Here is a 16,000-nt window from a genome sequence, read left to right as displayed (position 1 = left end):
TATGTAATTTCGCCCTAATTATGTCGAAATCAGAATTAATCTTCGTGGACGGTCGCTTGCTGGTCCTGTTCTGCACGCTGGCGGAAGAACTGCACTTCGCGCGGGCGGCGGCACGCCTGTTCATGACCCAACCGCCCCTCACGCAGCAGATCAAGCGACTGGAAGCGATCGTCGGCGTGCCGCTGTTCGTGCGCACCACGCGCTCGGTGAAATTGACGCCCGCCGGCGAAATCATGTACGAGCGGGCGCGCAAGATCGCGGCGGACACCCAGCTGATGCTGCGGCAGGCGCGGCGCACGGCCCGCGGCGAAACCGGGTCGCTGGTGATAGGCATCACGCCCAGCGCGGCAAGCTCGCCGCTGGTGTCGGCGCTCAGCCATTACCGCGATGCGCACCCCGAAGTCCGCATCGATCTGCGCGAAATGAACTCCGTCGACATGGAGCCCGCGCTGCGGTCGCGCGCGGTCGATGTGGCGCTGATGCGTCCGCATCCGCTGGATGCGGATATCGTGACCCGCGTCGTCTACGAAGAGCCCCTGCGCGTGGCGCTGCGCCATGATCATGCGCTGGCGCATCAGCGTGATGTTTCGCTGGAAGAACTGCTGGAATTTCCCCTGGTGGGCTACCGCCAGGACATCTCGCCGTACTTCCGCAATATGATCCAGGCGCTGTACGCGCGTGCGCAGCTGAAGCCGGAAATCGCGCAGGAAAGCGTCATTCCCACCTTGCTGACGCTGGTGGAAGCCGGCGTCGGCCCTGCACTGGTGCCCCAATCGTTGTCCCGAATGCGTTCGGATTCATTGCGCTTCCTGCCTTTGCGCGATGTGGCTGGAGCCACGGCCCAGGTGGTGTTGGCAGCGTTGCGCGACCAAGGCAACCCTGCGGTGGAAGGATTCAGCGCCGCATTGGCGCAAGCCGTAACCCCTCGCTAGGCACTGTCCGGGCTTGCGGTGGAACGCCGCGCAAGCGCGGCGTTCCCTTGCGCCTAGATATGCAGCGCGTGCCCCAGCGCCTTGAGCGCCGCTTCCTGCACCGCTTCGCCCAGGGTCGGATGCGCATGGATGGTGCCCGCCACGTCTTCCAGCGTGGCGCCCATTTCCAGTGACTGGCCGAACGCCGTCGACAGCTCCGACACGCCGCGCCCCACCGCCTGCCAGCCCACGATCAGGTGGTTGTCGCGGCGCGCGACCACGCGCACGAAACCGTCGGTGGATTCCAGCGTCATCGAACGCCCGTTGGCGGCAAAGGGGAAGGAAGCCGTCAGGCAGTCCAGTCCCGCGCTTTCCGCCTCGGCAGGCGACAGGCCCGCCACCACGACTTCGGGGTCGGTGAAGCAGACCGCCGGGATCGAGGCAGGCAGGAAGTGGCGGCGCTTGCCCGAAACCAGCTCGGCCACCATCTCGCCCTGCGCCATGGCGCGGTGCGCCAGCATGGGTTCGCCGGCGATGTCGCCGATGGCCCAGACGTCGCGCATGGAGGTGCGGCACTGGTCGTCGATGCGCAGCGCGTTGCCCTTGCGGTCGAGCTGCAGGCTTTCCAGCCCCCAGTCCTGCGTGCGCGGACGCCGTCCTACCGCGATCAGCACGCGGTCGGCCGGCAGCAGGGTTTCGACGCCCGCCGCGTCCTGCACGCGCACCGCATTGCCGGCGCCGTTCAGGCCCAGCACCTTGCGGCCCAGGTGCAGGTCCACACCCATTTTCGCCAAGGCGGCGGCCACCGGCTTGGTGAGCTCGGCATCGTAGGTCGGCAGGATGCGGTCCTGCGCTTCCACCACGGCCACCTCGGCGCCCAGCTTGCGGTACACGGTGCCGAGTTCCAGGCCGATGTAGCCGCCGCCCACCACCACCAATTGCTTGGGGATGCTGGAAGGCGACAAGGCTTCGGTGGACGACACCACCATGCCGCCGAACGGCATGGACGGCAGCGGCGTCGGTTCGGAGCCCGCCGCCAGCAGCAGATGCTCGCACTGGATGCGGATGGCGCCGGACTCGCCGCCATCCACTTCCACGGTCTTGCCGTCCAGCAGCCGGGCCCAGCCGCGCACCACTTCCACGCCGTTCTTCTTCAACAACGCAGCAACGCCGCCGGTCAGCTTGCCGACGATGCCGTCCTTCCAGGCCACGGTCTGGGCCAGGTCGATGGCGGGCGCCGACACGGAAATACCCAGCGCCGACTTGCCCGCGTAGTGGCGCGCCTTGTCGAATTCCTCGGCCGCGTGGATCAGCGCCTTGGAGGGGATGCAGCCGATGTTCAGGCAGGTGCCGCCCAGCTGGGCGCCTTCGACCAGAATGGTCGGCACGCCCAACTGGCCGGCGCGGATGGCGGCGACGTAGCCGCCAGGGCCGCCGCCGATCACCAGCAAAGTCGTAGTCTTAGTGATCTGGCTCATGCTTACTCCACGAAAAGCAGCGCGGGTTGCTCCAGCAGCGCGCGCACCGCCTGGATGAAGCGCGCCGCGTCCATGCCGTCCACCACGCGGTGGTCGAAGGACGACGACAGGTTCATCAGCTTGCGCGCCACCACGGCGCCATTGCGGATGGCGGGCCGCTCGACGATGCGGTTCACGCCCACGATGCCGACCTCGGGATGGTTGATCACCGGCGTGGTGACGATGCCGCCCAAAGGCCCCAGGCTAGTGATGGTGATGGTCGAACCCGACAGTTCGTCGCGGCTGGCGCTGCCCGTGCGCACCGCCTCGGCCAGACGGACGATCTCGGCCGCCATGGACCAGAGATCGCGCGCCTCGGCGTGGCGCATGACCGGCACCATCAGGCCGCCGTCGCTTTGCGTGGCGATGCCGATGTGGACCGCGCCGTAGCGCGTGACCACGCCGCCCTCGTCGTCGTAGCGCGCGTTGATCTGCGGGAAATCGCGCAGCGCCACCACCATGGCGCGCGCCAGCAGCGGCAATAGCGTGAGCTTGCCGCGCGTCGCGCCCCACTTCTGGTTGAGGCTGGCGCGCAGCTCTTCCAGTTCGGTCACGTCGATTTCCTCGACGTAGCTGAAGTGCGGAATGCGGCGCTTGGACTCGGCCATCTTCTGCGCGATCTTGCGGCGCAGGCCGATGACCGGCACGTTTTCCTCGTCGTTACGCTCGGCGTAGGCCACGCCGCCGCGGGCTTGAGCGCCCCCGCCCTGGCCTTGCAGATAGGCGTCCAGGTCTTCGTGCAGGATCCGGCCTGCCGGGCCGCTGCCGTGCACGTAGCGCAGTTCGATGCCCAGGTCCCAGGCGCGCTTGCGCACCGCCGGCGAGGCCAGCGGTTTGTCGCCGGGCTGGCGCGCGACAGCGGCGGACGCCTGGCGCGCGGGCTTGGCCGGCGCAGCGGGCGGCGCGGCCGGTTTCGCGGGTGCGGCAGGCTCAGCCTTCGGCGCTGGCGCGGGCTGCGGCGCAGGCGCTGCGGCGGCAGGCTGTGCCGCAGCTGGAGCCGCAGCCGCCTTGGCCGGCGGCGCATCGGCGCCCGGCTTCAGGTTGCCCTCGCCTTCGACCTCCAGGCGGATCAGTTCGCCGCCCACCGCCATGACCTGGCCCACGTCCCCGCCCAGCGCGACCACGCGGCCGACCACCGGCGCGGGAATCTCGACCGTGGCCTTGTCCGTCATGACGTCGGCCAGCGGCTGGTCCTCGGCCACCATGTCGCCGATCTTCACGTGCCAGGCGACCAGTTCCACTTCCGCGATGCCTTCGCCGATGTCGGGCATCTTGATGACATGAATACCCATCTCTCAACCCTCCATCGCGCGCTTGAACGCTTCGCCGACCCGGCGCGGGCCGGGGAAGTACGCCCATTCCTGCGCGTGGGGATACGGCGTATCCCAGCCGGTCACGCGCTCCACGGGCGCCTCCAGATGATGGAAGCAGTGTTCCTGCACCAGCGAAATCAGCTCGGCGCCGAAGCCGCAGGTGCGCGTGGCTTCGTGCACCACCACGCAGCGGCCGGTCTTCTTGACCGAGTTGACGATGGCGTCCAGGTCCAGCGGCCACAGGCTGCGCAGGTCGATGATCTCGGCGTCGATGCCGGTTTCCTCGGCGGCCGTCAGCGACACGTGCACGGTGGTGCCGTAGGTCAGCACGGTCAGCGCGTTGCCGGGGCGCACGATGGCTGCTGTATCCAGCGGCACGGTGTAGTAGCCGGTGGGCACCACGCTGCCCGGCCGTCCGGTCCAGGGCGTGACGGGCCGGTCATGGTGGCCGTCGAACGGGCCGTTGTAGAGCCGCTTGGGCTCCAGGAAGATGACCGGGTCGTCGTTCTCGATGGCCGCGATCAGCAGGCCCTTGGCGTCGTACGGGTTGGACGGCATCACCGTGCGCAGCCCGCAGACCTGCGTGAACATGGCCTCGGGGCTCTGGCTGTGCGTCTGGCCGCCGTAGATGCCGCCGCCGCAAGGCATGCGGATGGTCATGGGCGCGACGAATTCGTTGACCGAGCGGTAGCGCAGGCGCGCGGCCTCGGACACGATCTGGTCCGAAGCGGGATAGAAATAATCGGCGAACTGGATCTCGCAGACGGGACGCAGGCCGTAGGCGCCCATGCCCACCGCCACGCCGACGATGCCGCCTTCGGAGATGGGCGTGTCGAACACACGCGAGCTGCCGTACTTGGTCTGCAGGCCTTCGGTGCAGCGGAACACACCGCCGAAATAGCCGACGTCCTGCCCGAACACCACCACGTTGTTGTCGCGCTCCAGCATCACATCCATGGCCGAGCGCAAAGCCTGGATCATGGTCATCGGCGCGGAGGCCGGACCAGCGTTGTTATCGATAGCCATGATCAGACTCCGAGCTGCTGACGCTGCCGGCGCAGATGCTCCGGCATGTCCTTGTACACGTCTTCAAAGATGCTGGCGGCGCTGGGAACGTGGCCGTCCACCAGGGTGCCGTAGCTTTCCGCTTCCTTCTGCGCCGCCAGGATCTCGGCGTCGAGCTCGGCCTTGACGGCTTCATGCTCTTCGTCGGACCAGATGCCCAGCGAGATCAGGTGCTTCTTGAAGCGCGCGATCGGATCGCCCAGCGGGAAGTGGCTCCAGTCGTCGCCGGGGCGGTACTTGGAGGGATCGTCGGACGTGGAGTGCGGCCCGGCGCGGTAGGTCACCCATTCGATCAGGGTCGGTCCCAGATTGCTGCGGGCGCGTTCGGCGGCCCAGCGCGAGGCGGAGTAGACCGCCAGGAAATCGTTCCCGTCCACCCGCAACGAGGCGATGCCGCAGCCCACGCCGCGGCCCGCGAAGGTCGCACCCTCGCCGCCGGCGATCGCCTGGAAGGTGGAGATGGCCCACTGGTTGTTGACCACGTTCAGGATGACCGGCGCGCGGTAGACGTGGGCGAAGGTCAGCGCGGTGTGGAAGTCGGCCTCGGCGGTGGCGCCGTCGCCGATCCAGCCGGAGGCGATGCGGGTGTCACCCTTGATGGCCGAGGCCATGCCCCAGCCCACCGCCTGGATGAATTGCGTGGCCAGGTTGCCCGAGATGCTGAAAAAGCCCCGTTCGCGGTCGGAGTACATGACCGGCAATTGGCGGCCCTTGAGCGGATCGCGTTCGTTGGACATCAACTGGCACATCATGGTGACCAGCGAGGCGTCGCGCGCCAGCAGGATGCTTTGCTGGCGGTAGGTCGGGAAGCACATGTCGCCCTGCTCCAGCGCCATGGCGTGGGCCGTGCCGATGGCCTCTTCGCCCAGGCTCTGCATGTAGAACGAGATCTTCTTCTTGCGCTGGGCGGTCAGCATGCGCGCATCGAACAGACGCGTCTTCAGCATGTTGCGCATGCCCGCGCGCAGCTGCTCGTGGCTGAGTTGCGGCGCCCACGGTCCGACGGCGCTGCCGTCGTCCGCGATCACCCGGACCAGGCTGTAGGCCAGTCCGCCGGTATCGACCGCGGCAACATCAATGGGGGGTTTGGGCACATCGCCGGGCGGCGACAGGTGCAGGTAGGAAAAATCGGTCTTGCAACCCGGGCGCCCTGTAGGCTCCGGGACGTGCAACTTCAACGGCCCATATTGGCTCATGTATTGTCTCCACGCTTGATCGTGTCATGCGCATTCTTCTTACCAAGACACTGCCCAAGGGGGTGACCTCGGACATTGCCATCGTCGGCCGGTGCAAAGGGATGAACATGCACGACCGGCAGCCAGAGTAGCACAGGGCGCAGCCCCGAGACAGGGGCCGCGCCGGGCCTCGCTACCAGCGGTAGCTGAGAGTCGCGTAGAGCGTGCGCGGATCGCCGTAGCGGCAACCGGTGGCGCCGGCGCACGACAGGTAACCACGGTTGAACAGGTTGCGCGCGTTCACGGTCAAGGACAGGCCGCTGAACTGGGGCGAGACCGCGCCGAAGTCGTACGCGGCCATCGCGTCCACCAGGAACTGGCCCGGCACCTCCGCGGGATAGCCCGGCAGATTGGTCGAACTGGCGTAGCGCACGCCGGCGCCCAGGGTCAGCCCGGGCACGCCCGCCGCCGTCAGGTTGTAGTCGGCCCACACCGCGGCGCTATGCAGCGGCACCAGCGTGGTGCGCTGGCCGACCAGTTCGGGCAAGGTGCTGCGGATGGTGCGCGCATCGGTGTAGGCATAGCTCGCGGTCAGGTTCAGCGCCCCCAGCCGCGCCTTGGCCTCCAGTTCCAGGCCGCGCGAGCGCGCCTTGCCGGTCTGCACCGAATAGGTCGGATCCACCGGATCGGCGGTCAGGGCGTTGGTCTGCGTCAGGTCATAGACGGCAGCGCTGTATAGCATGTCGCTGCCAGGCGGCTCGTAGCGCAGACCCAATTCGTACTGCACGCCCTTGGTCGGCTTGAAGGCATTATCGGCGCGGTCCATGCCCACGGTGGGCGCGAAAGACTGGCTCACGCTCACATAAGGCGCCAGGCCCGCCGGCGCGAGGTACACCAGGCCGACCCGCCCGGTGGTGGCCGTGTCCCGCTGCCGGGTGGCGGCGCCGCTGGCATGGCTGCGCTGGTCCGTATCGGCCCAGTCCTGGCGCCCGCCCAGCACCACCACCCACTGGTCATGGATCTTGATCTGGTCCTGCAGGTAGAAGCCGATGCCGTTCGAACGCGTCACGAAGCCGTTGTTGCGCGCGGTGTTCACCACCGGCACCGCGCCATAGACGGGATGATAGATGTCGCCCAAGGGCGCCACCGTGCCCGAGTGGCGGCTGGTGTCGTAGTTGCTGCGGTAATAGTCCAGGCCTGCCAGCACCGTGTGCTGCAACCCGCCCCCCTCCAGCTTGAATTCCAGCGAGGTGTCGGCGGCGATGCCATACGAGTTCTCGGTTCGGCTCACAACCCCGCGCCGCAGCGTAGTGCCATTGGGTTGCAGGCCACCGAACGACAGATAGTCCCACTCGCCGTAAGCGGTGAAGTAGCGCGCGCTCTGGCGCAGCTTGACGCGCTCGTTGAAGGCGTGCTCGAACACGTAGCCGGCGGTGTAGGTGTCAGTGTCATAGCGATCGAAGTCCGGTTCTCCGATGAACAGGTCGCGCGGGATTTGGCCGTTCAAGGTGTTGGCCGCCGGCATCGGAGCCGCGAAACGCGTGCGGATGCGCTGGTAGCTGGCCAGCAGCGTCAGCGAGGTCGCCGCGTTGGGCCGCCAGCTCAGGGCCGGCGCCAGGTAGGTGCGATCGTCGGGCACGTGATCGACCCAATTGTCGGCGTTGCGCGCCAGGCCGGTCAGGCGATAGGACCAGGTGCCATCTTCCGTCAGCGCGCCAGCGAAATCGCCCGACACCTGCCTGCGGGCGTAGCTGCCGGTCTCAAGATTCAGTTCGCGCAGGGGCTCGGTGGTCGGGCGTTTGCTGACGGTGTTGACCACCCCGCCCGGCGTGAGCTGGCCATACAGCACCGAGGCCGCGCCGCGCAACACCTCGACACGTTCCAGTCCATAGGGTTCCTGGCCGCCATCGTAGACGTTGGACTGCAGCTTGAGTCCATCGCGCAGCAGGCCCGAATTGCCGGTGGCCACGTTGAAGCCGCGCAACATCAGGTCGTCCACCATGCGGCTGAAAGCCGGCGACTGGGCCGCCACACCCGGCGTGTAGCCCAGCGCGTCGGCGACGCTGGCGGCCTTGACGACGCGGATCTGGTCGCTGGTGACCACCGACACCGATTGCGGCGTCTCGATCAGCGGCGTGTCGGTCTTGGCGCCGGCCATGCTGCGCAGGGCCACGTAACCGTCGACGTGGCCGGTGGGCGATTCGGCCGCGGCGGTCACGCGCACGGGCTCCAGCATGGCCGCGCCGCCCTGCGGCAGGGGTTGCGCGCTGAAGGTGCCGTTGGCGGTGATCCGCAGCTCCAGCCCGCTACCCATCAGGGCCAGCCGCAAGGCCTGTTCGGCGGTGTAGACGCCGACCACGGCGGGGGCCTGGCGACCCGCCACCAGCGCCGGCTCGACCGACACGGCACGGCCGCTCTGGCGCGCGATGCGGGTCAAGGTGTCGGCCAGCGGCGCAGCCGGCAGGTCGTAGCGCAGCGCGGCGGATGCGCCCGCCTGGGTGCTGGATTGCGCCTGGGCGGTGCCGGCCGGCACCGCCAGGGCAATGAGGAACGCGGCCGCCAGGCGCGGCGCGGAACGAACGGGGAACATGGAATCTCCTGCTGCAAGTGTGTGCTTCAGGAGGTATGTCCAGCGGACCCGGCGCAAGCGATCATTTTTTTTCGACTGACGGGCTGCGCAGGTCGATGCTGACCAGCCAGCCGGTCAGCGCGCGCACCTCGATCGGCAAGGTCTGGCGCAAGGACTCCAGCACCTGATCGGTGTCGTCCAGGGGAAAGGCCCCCAGCACCCGCAGCCGGGCGGCTTCGGGCGTGATACGCAGGAAACCGCGCCGGTACGGCCGCAAGGCCGACACCACCTCGCCCAGCGACCGGTCGCGCACCACCAGCATGCCGTCCCGCCAGGCTGCAGCCTCGGCCAGCGCGGCGTCCGGCGCGCCGACGCCATCCGCGCCGAAACGCGCGCCCTCGCCCGCCGCCAGGACCCGCCGCTGGCCGGCCGCGCGCACTTCGACACTGTGTTCAATCACGCTGGCGATGCTGCCCCGCTCATCGCGCGCCACCCCGAACACCGTGCCCAGGGCTTGCACCTCGCCATCGGGACTGGCGACGATGAACGGCCGTGCAGCATCGGCCGCCACCCGCACGTACACCGCGCCGGCCCGCAGCCGCAGCACGCGGGCGCGGCCGCCAAATTCCAGGTCCACCGCGGAGCGGGCGTTCAGGGTCAGCAGGCTGCCGTCCGGCAATGTGTGCGTGCTGCGCTCGGCGGTGCCGCTATGCATATCGGCGGCCAACGTGCGCAATGGCGTCTGCCGGTCGACCAGGACAGCCAGGCCCCCGGCCGCCAATGCCAGCCCCAATGCGTTGCGCAAGGCCCGACGCCGCGCCGGCGCGGTAGCCAGGGCGGCTCCTGCGGCGCGCGCCGGGACCCCGTCCGGTAACGGCGCGAACGTGTTCTTCAACGCCGCAGCGACCGTCTCCCAGGCGGCTGCGTGGCGCGGGTCGGCGCGGCGCCAGGCGTCGAAGCCGGCACGGTCGGCGTCGCCAGCCACGCCCGACGACAACAGCACCATCCAGTCGACCGCGGCCTCCAGGTCCACCGGCAGCGTGGGCCCGCTCATGCCAGGCGCGCCGCGACGCAGAGCGTGACGGCCTGTTTCATGCAGCGCCTGACGGTGATGCCCGACACGCCAAGGCGCTCGGCAATCTGCGGATACGTGAGTTCTTCCAGCTGGCTCAGCAGAAAGACCTGGCGCGTGCGCGCCGGCAGGCGCTGCAGGGCGCGGTCTATCTGCATCAGGGCCTCGACCGCCAGCGCGCGTTGTTCCTCGCTGGGCGCATGAGCCTGCGGCAGCAGTTCAAGGCTGTCGAGATAGGCCCGCTCGAGTTCGCGGCGACGCCAGAAGGTGTACAGCGTGCGCTGTGCCAGCGTGGTCAGGAAGGCGCGCGGTTCCCGGATGACCTCGACCCGACTGCCGGTCAGCACCCGCACGAAGGTGTCGTGCGCCAGGTCGGCCGCATCGTGGCGGCAGCCCAGCCGGCGGCGCAGCCATTCCTGCAACCATGGATGATGGGCCTCGTACAGCTGGGCGGCGGTAGGCTGCGTCGGCTGCGCAGAATGGGACATGGGGGAAGGCGCGGTAGCGGGTCAATAAAAATAAGAATTATTGTTATTTATTCCCCGCCACGCAAGCGCGGCATGCGCCCCGCCTGCCCCATCCCAGGCTTGGAGCGCTCTATACTTGCCGTCCCTGATTCCCTGGAAAGCCACGTGCCCGGATCGACAGCCTCAAGATGGTTCAGCTGGACCGGCATCGTCTTCGCCGCGCTGTACCTCGCCATCGTCATCCTCTGCGTTGCCGGCGCGCTCTCGGCCGACGGCGATGACAAGGGGCGTTTCGTGCTGCTGCAGTTGCCGCTGGCGCCGCAACTGGCGCTGCTGCATGAACTGAACCTGGACCGCCTGCTGGGAGACCTGTCCTGGGTCGGCGGCTATCTGCTGATCGGGCTGCCCACGCTGGCCCTCTTCTACTTCGCGGGCTGGGGCCTGGAGAAGCTCGTGCGCGCCGCATTCCGGCCGATCCCGGGCCGGCGCTAAGCCGGAGATGCCATAAAAAAACCGGCCATGGGCCGGTTTGCTTCATCCAGGGCGGCAGACTCAGACCGGACCGGTCCACTCCGTGACGAATTCGCGGTAGTCCGGGCGGTTGGCCGGCGGTACGGCGCAAGCCGGGGTGCCGATGGCCAGAAAGCCCAGGAAACGGTAGTCCAGCGCGTCCAGGCCCAGCGCGTTCTGCACGTCTTCGACGTAGGTGCCGATGCCGGTGCTCCAGAACGCGCCGTAGCCCAGCATGTGCACGGCGTTCAGGAGGTTCATGGTGGCGGCGCCGGTGGCCAGCAGTTGTTCCTGCTCCGGGATCTTGGTGTTGTCGTGCGCAATCTTCTGCGCCACCGCGACGAAGAGCGGCACGCCGGCCATCCATTCGCGCACCGACTTTTCCTTTTCCGGCGTCATGCGCGGATCGCCGCTGCGCTTGACGGCGTCCAACGCCAGATCGGCCAGCTTGCCGATGGCCTCGCCCTGGATCACCACGAAACGCCACGGGCGCAAGGCGCCATGGTCGGGCGCCGACATCGCCGCCTGCAGGATCTGTTCGAGTTCCTCGGGCTTGGGCGCCGGGGCGCGGAGGAACTTGAAGGAACGGCGGGTATTCAGGGCGTGCAGCGGGGTGGCGGTCTGGGTCGTGGTCATCGGATCGGGCGTCAATGAGAAAGAAACACAATTCATATTACGCCACTCCGCCGCCCCAGGCCGTCATCCCCCCGGACCGCCAGAGGTCATTCGATCTGGATGCCGACCTCTTTGATGACCCCCGCCCAGCGCGTCAGCTCCGCGTTGACGAACTGGCCCAGCTCGGCCGGGCTGCTGGCGCCGGGCGTGGCGCCCTCGCCCTTGAAGCGGGTCTGCAAGGCCGGCACGGCCAGCGAGCGCGCCACCGCCTGGTTCAGCACCGCCACCACCGCATCGGGCGTGCCCTTGGGCGCCATCAACGCATTCCAGGTGTTGATCTCGTAGCCCTTGAACATCGGGTCCTCCGCCACCGTGGGCACATCGGGCAGTTCGGCCGAACGGTCGCGGGTGGTCACGGCCAGGGCGCGCAGCGCGCCCGCGCGAACCTGCGGCAAGGCTGCCGGCAAGGTGGCGAAGCTGAACTGGGTCTCGCCGCTCATGACCGAGGAATTGGCCAGCGACCCGCCGCGGTACGGCACGTGCTGGATCTGCACCTTGGCCTCCGAGGCGAACATGGCGCCGGCCACGTGCACTGGCGAGCCATTGCCGCTGGAGGAATAGTTCAGGTCGCCCGGTTTCTCGCGCGCCAGCTTGACCAGGTCGGCCACCGACGCCACGGGCAGCTTGGGATTGGCCACCAGCACCAGCGGGATGGACGCGATCATGCTGACCGGCGTGAAGCCGCCCACCGGGTCGTAGCCCAGCGATTTCTTGTACACGACCGGATTGATGCCATGGCTGGACACGGTCGCCATGAACAAGGTGTAGCCATCCGGCGCGGCTTGCTGCACGGAGGCCGCGGCGATGTTGCCGGCGGCGCCGGCCTTGTTCTCGATGATGACGGGCTGCTTGAGCTCCTTGCTCAACTGCTCGCCCAGCGCCCGCGCCAGGATGTCCGTGGTGCCGCCGGCGGCGTAGCCCACCACGATGCGCACCGGCTGGCTTGGGTACGCCCCCTGCGCGTGCAGCGGCGCCGCGCACAGCCACGCCGCCAAGCCAGCCAGGCCTGCCCTCAGATAAACCGCTTTCATGTCTGTCTCCTCGTCGCCGCGCTTCTGCTGCGCGGTCTATGGCCAGGCCGTCCCCGGTGGGATCGGTGGCCGGGTTGATCCGGTCCGCGGCGAATTCAGGACGCAAGCCTCCCCGGGCCGCGCCGGCGACGGCGCGGACCTGAAAGCCGCGTAGGGAATCCGGCCCGCGGCCGGAGATCAGGTACCGGTGAACACCGGCGCTCTCTTTTCCGCGAACGCCTTGCGGCCTTCGCGGTAGTCATTGCTTTCGAAACACTCCAGCACCAGACGGCGCATGCCTTCCACGTCGACCTCCGGTCCCAGCTGCTGAAGCTGTCGGATCATCTTCTTGCCGGCGCGCAGCGTCAGCGGGGCGTTGGCCTGGATCTGGGCCAGCATGGTTTCCAGCACCTGCGGCAGTTCGTCCACCGGCGCGACCCTGCGGATCAGGCCCAGCTCCTTGGCTTCGCGGGCGTCATAGCGCGCCGCCGTCAGGAAGATTTCCAGCGCGTTGGCCGGGCCGACCGCCGTCACCAGGTTGCGGATCGCGGTCAGGCGGTAGCCCAGGCCCAGCTTGCCTGCGGGAATCGCGAAGCTGCTGTTGTCGGAAGCGATGCGGATGTCGCAGCACAGGGCGATGTTCAGGCCGCCGCCGATGCAATAGCCCTGGATGTACGCGATCGTGGGCTTGTCGTAGTCGTACAGCGCCAGCTGCGCGGTTTCGGCCACGCGCTCGTACTCCACCACCGCGTCTTCGCCGCTGCGCAGCTTGTCGAACTGCGAGATATTGGCGCCGCTGACGAAGGCCTTGCCGCCCGCGCCCTGCAGCACCACCGCCCGGATCTCCGGGTCGTGGCGAAAGGCTTCCAGCACTACCGGCACCGCTTCCCACATGGCGAACGACACGGCGTTGTGCCGTTGCGGATCATTGAAAGTCAGCCAACCTATCGCGCCACGCTTCTCGGCCACGATGTTGTCGGTAATGTCGCCCTGCAGGATGCGTTGTATGGTCACGGTTGCTTTCCTTGTATGACTGTCTGGTGCCGTTGTATGCCGTTGGTCAGGTGGACGCGCATGGCAAGGCGCGCTGCCTCGCTGTCGCCGGCGACGATGGCATCGAAGATGCGGTGATGTTCGCGTTCGATTTCCGGCACGCGCTCGGTGCCGGCGCTGGTGTAGCGCAGCGTGCGCACGGCGCCGCGGAACACGTGGCGCAGGTGCGCCAACAGGCGCACGAAATAAGGGTTGTTGGTGGCCTCGCCCACGGCCATGTGGAAGTCCAGCGCGTGGTCGGCGCCGGCCTGCCAGTCATTGCCTGCCGCGTCGACCCGTTGCAGGGCCTGGCGCAGGGTTTCGATCTGTTCGGGGGTACGGTGCAGGGCCGCCTGCGCGGCCGCGCCGGATTCCAGTTCCACGCGCAGCTGGAAGATGTGCGCCAGCGGCTCGGGCTGCAGCAGGTCTTCCGGCGCGATTTCGAAATTGCGCGTGCCCACGTCCTGCGCCACGAAGGACCCCACGCCGCGCCGCGTATCCACATACCCCGACAGCTTCAGCCTCGCGATCGCCTCGCGCACCACATTGCGGCTGACGGCGAACATCTGCGCCAGTTCGAACTCGGTGGGCAGGCGCTGGCCGGGCTCGAATTCGCGCGCCACGATCTTCTGGCGGATCTGCGAAGCGATCTCGTCCGGCAGGTTGTCGGGGCGTCCCAGGCTGGAAAAGACCTGGTCGGCGGCGGCGGTGGATGGTGCGTTCATGTCTGGGCTGTCTCCGTCTGGGCCGCCGGATACGCGGGCGGCCTTGGCGGCGATTTTATGCTCGGTGCCTGGACGTATCCCTTAAATGACGCCTTCGCGGGCCAGCTGCTGCAAGTCGGCAGGCGCCAATCCCAGCATGCCGCCATAGACGTCGCCGTTGTGCTGGCCGCGTTCGGGCGCGGGCGCCATCTCCCCGGTGGTGGAACGGCTCAGGATCATGGGCTGCCCCACCACCGAAATCGGCCCCAGCGCGGGATGGCGGATCTCGCGGCTGAGCCCCAGGTGGCGCACCTGCGGATCCTCGAAAGTCTGGTCCATGCCCAGGATCGGACCGCAAGGCACGCCTTCCTTGTTCATCAGCGCTATCCATTCGGCGGTGGGCCGGGTCGCGGTGCGCGCGCCGATGGCCGCGTTCAGCGCGGGTCGGTTGCGCGCCCGCAGCGGCACCGTCAGGAAGCGCTCGTCCTCGATCAGTTCCGGCAATTCCAGCACGCGGCACAGGCGCGCATAGATGTCGTTGCCCATGGCCGCGATGTTCATATAGCCGTCGCTGGTGGGGAACACGCCGGTCGGGCTGCTGGTGGGATGGTCGTTGCCGCTCTGGCCAGGCACCTCGCCGTTCATCAGCCAGCGCATCGCCTGGAAATCCATCATCCAGACCTGCGATTGCAACAGCGATGTCTGCACCCACTGCCCTTGCCCCGACACCTCGCGCTCCAGCAGCGCGATGAAGATGCCGATGGCGCAGAACAGGCCGGAGGTCAGGTCCGCCACCGGAATCCCCGCCCGCATGGGGCCGCGGCCGGGTTCGCCCGTCACCGACATCAGCCCGCCTATGCCCTGCGCGATCTGGTCCAGCCCCGGGCGTCCGGCGTAGGGGCCGTCCTGGCCGAAGCCGGACACGCTGGCGTAGACGATGCGCGGGTTCACCTGGCGCAGCGTCTCGTAGTCGATGCCCAGCTTGAACTTGACGCTGGGCCGGTAGTTTTCCACCACCACGTCGGCCTGGCGCACCAGGTCCAGGAACAGCGCCCGGCCCTGCGGATGCTTCAGGTTCAGCGTGACGCTGCGCTTGTTGCGGTGGGTGTTCTGGTAGTCCGCGAACTGGGCGGAGCCGCCCGGCTTGTCGTCCTGCTCGTCGCCCGGCTCTTCGATCTTGATGACGGTGGCGCCCCAGTCCGCGAACTGGCGCACGGCGGCGGGACCCGAGCGCACTCGCGTCAGGTCCAGGACGGTGAATCGGCCCAAGGGCTTGGAATCCATGCTTGTCTGCCTCTCTGTATGGCGCCGCCAATCGTCGACCGCGGCTGCCTTGTCATTATTTGTTGGATGTTGGACATCTTACATGCTGATTTTGGACGCAACAAGACGCCGCCGCGCTTTTTGCGCGGCGGGTTTTCCCTAGGCCATCAGGCCCGTGCTCCGTGATGCCGCCCTGTCCAGGGCCGCTGTCAGCCCAGGTGCGTGTGGCGTTCCTGGCGCTCTTCGACCTGCATTTCGCTCAGGCCATGCAGGATGCCGCAGTCTTCCGTGTCGGGCCGGGCCGACAGGCAGCGCTGGCGCAATTCCGTGAGCTGGGTCTTGAGCTGGGTCAGTTCGGCGATGCGTTCATCCACGTGGGAGATGTGCTCGTCGAACAGTTCGTTGATGGGGCCGCAACCGCTCTGGTGGTTATCCGCCAGCGACAGGATGGCGCGGATCTCGTCCTGCGTCATGTCCAGCGCGCGGCAGTTGCGGATCAGGCGCAGCCGCTCCAGATGGGGCTGGCCGTAGCTGCGGTAGTTGTTCAGTCCCCTTTCCGGGGCCGGCAACAGCCCTTCTTTCTCGTAATACCTGACGGTCTCGACCGTGGTTCCGGCCGCCGTGGCCAATTCGCCGATACGCATCGCTGCCTCCCGGATCGCATCCGATTGATATAGGGGGTTGACCCTATAGTAACTCCAAGGTGTGGAATAGCGT

The 16,000-nt window shown here is 67.9% G+C and carries 15 protein-coding genes; 2 read left to right on the top strand and 13 right to left on the bottom strand.

Features of this window, described 5'->3' with window-relative positions:
• Positions 1-44 precede the first annotated feature (44 nt).
• Positions 45-932, top strand: coding sequence for a LysR substrate-binding domain-containing protein (locus HV793_RS11440; RefSeq protein WP_244958633.1), 888 nt, complete (start codon positions 45-47; stop codon positions 930-932).
• Positions 933-985: 53 nt separating this feature from the next.
• Here HV793_RS11440 and lpdA read toward each other — a convergent pair whose 3' ends face one another.
• The 7 genes from lpdA to HV793_RS11405 form a co-directional block, all read right to left on the bottom strand.
• Positions 986-2,389, bottom strand: coding sequence for a dihydrolipoyl dehydrogenase (lpdA, locus tag HV793_RS11435; protein ID WP_119449133.1), 1,404 nt, complete (start codon positions 2,387-2,389; stop codon positions 986-988).
• Between the two features lie 2 nt (positions 2,390-2,391).
• Entirely contained in the window at positions 2,392-3,720 is a 1,329-nt protein-coding gene (locus HV793_RS11430) for a dihydrolipoamide acetyltransferase family protein (RefSeq protein ID WP_175213194.1), read from the bottom strand.
• A gap of 3 nt (positions 3,721-3,723) precedes the next feature.
• The gene (locus HV793_RS11425; protein ID WP_054456573.1) at positions 3,724-4,767 is read right to left on the bottom strand and encodes an alpha-ketoacid dehydrogenase subunit beta; all 1,044 of its coding nucleotides are present in this window, start codon (positions 4,765-4,767) and stop codon (positions 3,724-3,726) included.
• Positions 4,768-4,769: 2 nt separating this feature from the next.
• Positions 4,770-6,002 (bottom strand): 3-methyl-2-oxobutanoate dehydrogenase (2-methylpropanoyl-transferring) subunit alpha, encoded by a 1,233-nt coding sequence (locus tag HV793_RS11420; RefSeq protein ID WP_175213193.1) that lies wholly within the window; start codon positions 6,000-6,002, stop codon positions 4,770-4,772.
• 172 nt (positions 6,003-6,174) lie between these two features.
• Positions 6,175-8,571: a TonB-dependent siderophore receptor gene (locus HV793_RS11415; protein WP_175213192.1), complete on the bottom strand. Its 2,397-nt coding sequence runs from the start codon at positions 8,569-8,571 to the stop codon at positions 6,175-6,177.
• A gap of 61 nt (positions 8,572-8,632) precedes the next feature.
• On the bottom strand, positions 8,633-9,604 hold the full coding sequence (locus tag HV793_RS11410; RefSeq protein WP_175213191.1) for a FecR family protein: 972 nt from the start codon (positions 9,602-9,604) through the stop codon (positions 8,633-8,635).
• A complete protein-coding gene (locus HV793_RS11405; protein ID WP_175213190.1) occupies positions 9,601-10,110 on the bottom strand; it encodes a sigma-70 family RNA polymerase sigma factor in 510 nt (169 codons plus the stop codon). Before HV793_RS11405 ends, HV793_RS11410 begins: the two co-directional genes overlap by 4 nt.
• A 144-nt stretch (positions 10,111-10,254) precedes the next feature.
• On the opposite strand from HV793_RS11405, the gene HV793_RS11400 reads away from it, so the two are divergent.
• Entirely contained in the window at positions 10,255-10,581 is a 327-nt protein-coding gene (locus tag HV793_RS11400) for a hypothetical protein (RefSeq protein WP_119449127.1), read from the top strand.
• A gap of 60 nt (positions 10,582-10,641) precedes the next feature.
• Here HV793_RS11400 and HV793_RS11395 read toward each other — a convergent pair whose 3' ends face one another.
• The 6 genes from HV793_RS11395 to cadR all read right to left on the bottom strand — a co-directional run bounded on the left by HV793_RS11395 (position 10,642) and on the right by cadR (position 15,927).
• Positions 10,642-11,235, bottom strand: coding sequence for a nitroreductase family protein (locus HV793_RS11395; protein WP_041653427.1), 594 nt, complete (start codon positions 11,233-11,235; stop codon positions 10,642-10,644).
• 86 nt (positions 11,236-11,321) lie between these two features.
• Positions 11,322-12,305, bottom strand: a complete 984-nt coding sequence (locus tag HV793_RS11390) for a Bug family tripartite tricarboxylate transporter substrate binding protein (protein ID WP_082401186.1) — start codon at positions 12,303-12,305, stop codon at positions 11,322-11,324.
• Positions 12,306-12,482: 177 nt separating this feature from the next.
• Positions 12,483-13,298 carry an enoyl-CoA hydratase gene (locus HV793_RS11385; RefSeq protein ID WP_054456567.1) on the bottom strand — a complete coding sequence of 272 codons (816 nt, stop codon included), beginning with the start codon at positions 13,296-13,298 and terminating at the stop codon, positions 12,483-12,485.
• The gene (locus HV793_RS11380) at positions 13,295-14,041 is read right to left on the bottom strand and encodes a FadR/GntR family transcriptional regulator (protein ID WP_054456566.1); all 747 of its coding nucleotides are present in this window, start codon (positions 14,039-14,041) and stop codon (positions 13,295-13,297) included. The genes HV793_RS11385 and HV793_RS11380 overlap by 4 nt, the downstream gene beginning before the upstream one ends.
• Positions 14,042-14,122: 81 nt before the next feature.
• The gene (locus HV793_RS11375) at positions 14,123-15,304 is read right to left on the bottom strand and encodes a CaiB/BaiF CoA transferase family protein (RefSeq protein ID WP_175213189.1); all 1,182 of its coding nucleotides are present in this window, start codon (positions 15,302-15,304) and stop codon (positions 14,123-14,125) included.
• 188 nt (positions 15,305-15,492) lie between these two features.
• Complete coding sequence (gene cadR / locus HV793_RS11370) at positions 15,493-15,927, bottom strand: Cd(II)/Pb(II)-responsive transcriptional regulator (protein ID WP_054456564.1); 435 nt, start codon at positions 15,925-15,927, stop codon at positions 15,493-15,495.
• Positions 15,928-16,000: the final 73 nt, after the last annotated feature.

This window comes from Achromobacter aegrifaciens (genome assembly GCF_902859965.1).
GTDB lineage: Bacteria > Pseudomonadota > Gammaproteobacteria > Burkholderiales > Burkholderiaceae_B > Achromobacter > Achromobacter aegrifaciens.
This window is presented reverse-complemented; position numbering and strand designations above follow the sequence as displayed.

Excerpts from the sequence above, each read along its gene's own strand:
- lpdA (WP_119449133.1), bottom strand. The coding sequence starts at position 2,389 with ATGAGCCAGATCACTAAGACTACGACTTTGCTGGTGATCGGCGGCGGC.
- HV793_RS11430 (WP_175213194.1), bottom strand. The coding sequence starts at position 3,720 with ATGGGTATTCATGTCATCAAGATGCCCGACATCGGCGAAGGCATCGCG.
- HV793_RS11425 (WP_054456573.1), bottom strand. The coding sequence starts at position 4,767 with ATGGCTATCGATAACAACGCTGGTCCGGCCTCCGCGCCGATGACCATG.
- HV793_RS11420 (WP_175213193.1), bottom strand. The coding sequence starts at position 6,002 with ATGAGCCAATATGGGCCGTTGAAGTTGCACGTCCCGGAGCCTACAGGG.
- HV793_RS11415 (WP_175213192.1), bottom strand. The coding sequence starts at position 8,571 with ATGTTCCCCGTTCGTTCCGCGCCGCGCCTGGCGGCCGCGTTCCTCATT.
- HV793_RS11410 (WP_175213191.1), bottom strand. The coding sequence starts at position 9,604 with ATGAGCGGGCCCACGCTGCCGGTGGACCTGGAGGCCGCGGTCGACTGG.
- HV793_RS11405 (WP_175213190.1), bottom strand. The coding sequence starts at position 10,110 with ATGTCCCATTCTGCGCAGCCGACGCAGCCTACCGCCGCCCAGCTGTAC.
- HV793_RS11395 (WP_041653427.1), bottom strand. The coding sequence starts at position 11,235 with ATGACCACGACCCAGACCGCCACCCCGCTGCACGCCCTGAATACCCGC.
- HV793_RS11390 (WP_082401186.1), bottom strand. The coding sequence starts at position 12,305 with ATGAAAGCGGTTTATCTGAGGGCAGGCCTGGCTGGCTTGGCGGCGTGG.
- HV793_RS11380 (WP_054456566.1), bottom strand. The coding sequence starts at position 14,041 with ATGAACGCACCATCCACCGCCGCCGCCGACCAGGTCTTTTCCAGCCTG.
- HV793_RS11375 (WP_175213189.1), bottom strand. The coding sequence starts at position 15,304 with ATGGATTCCAAGCCCTTGGGCCGATTCACCGTCCTGGACCTGACGCGA.
- cadR (WP_054456564.1), bottom strand. The coding sequence starts at position 15,927 with ATGCGTATCGGCGAATTGGCCACGGCGGCCGGAACCACGGTCGAGACC.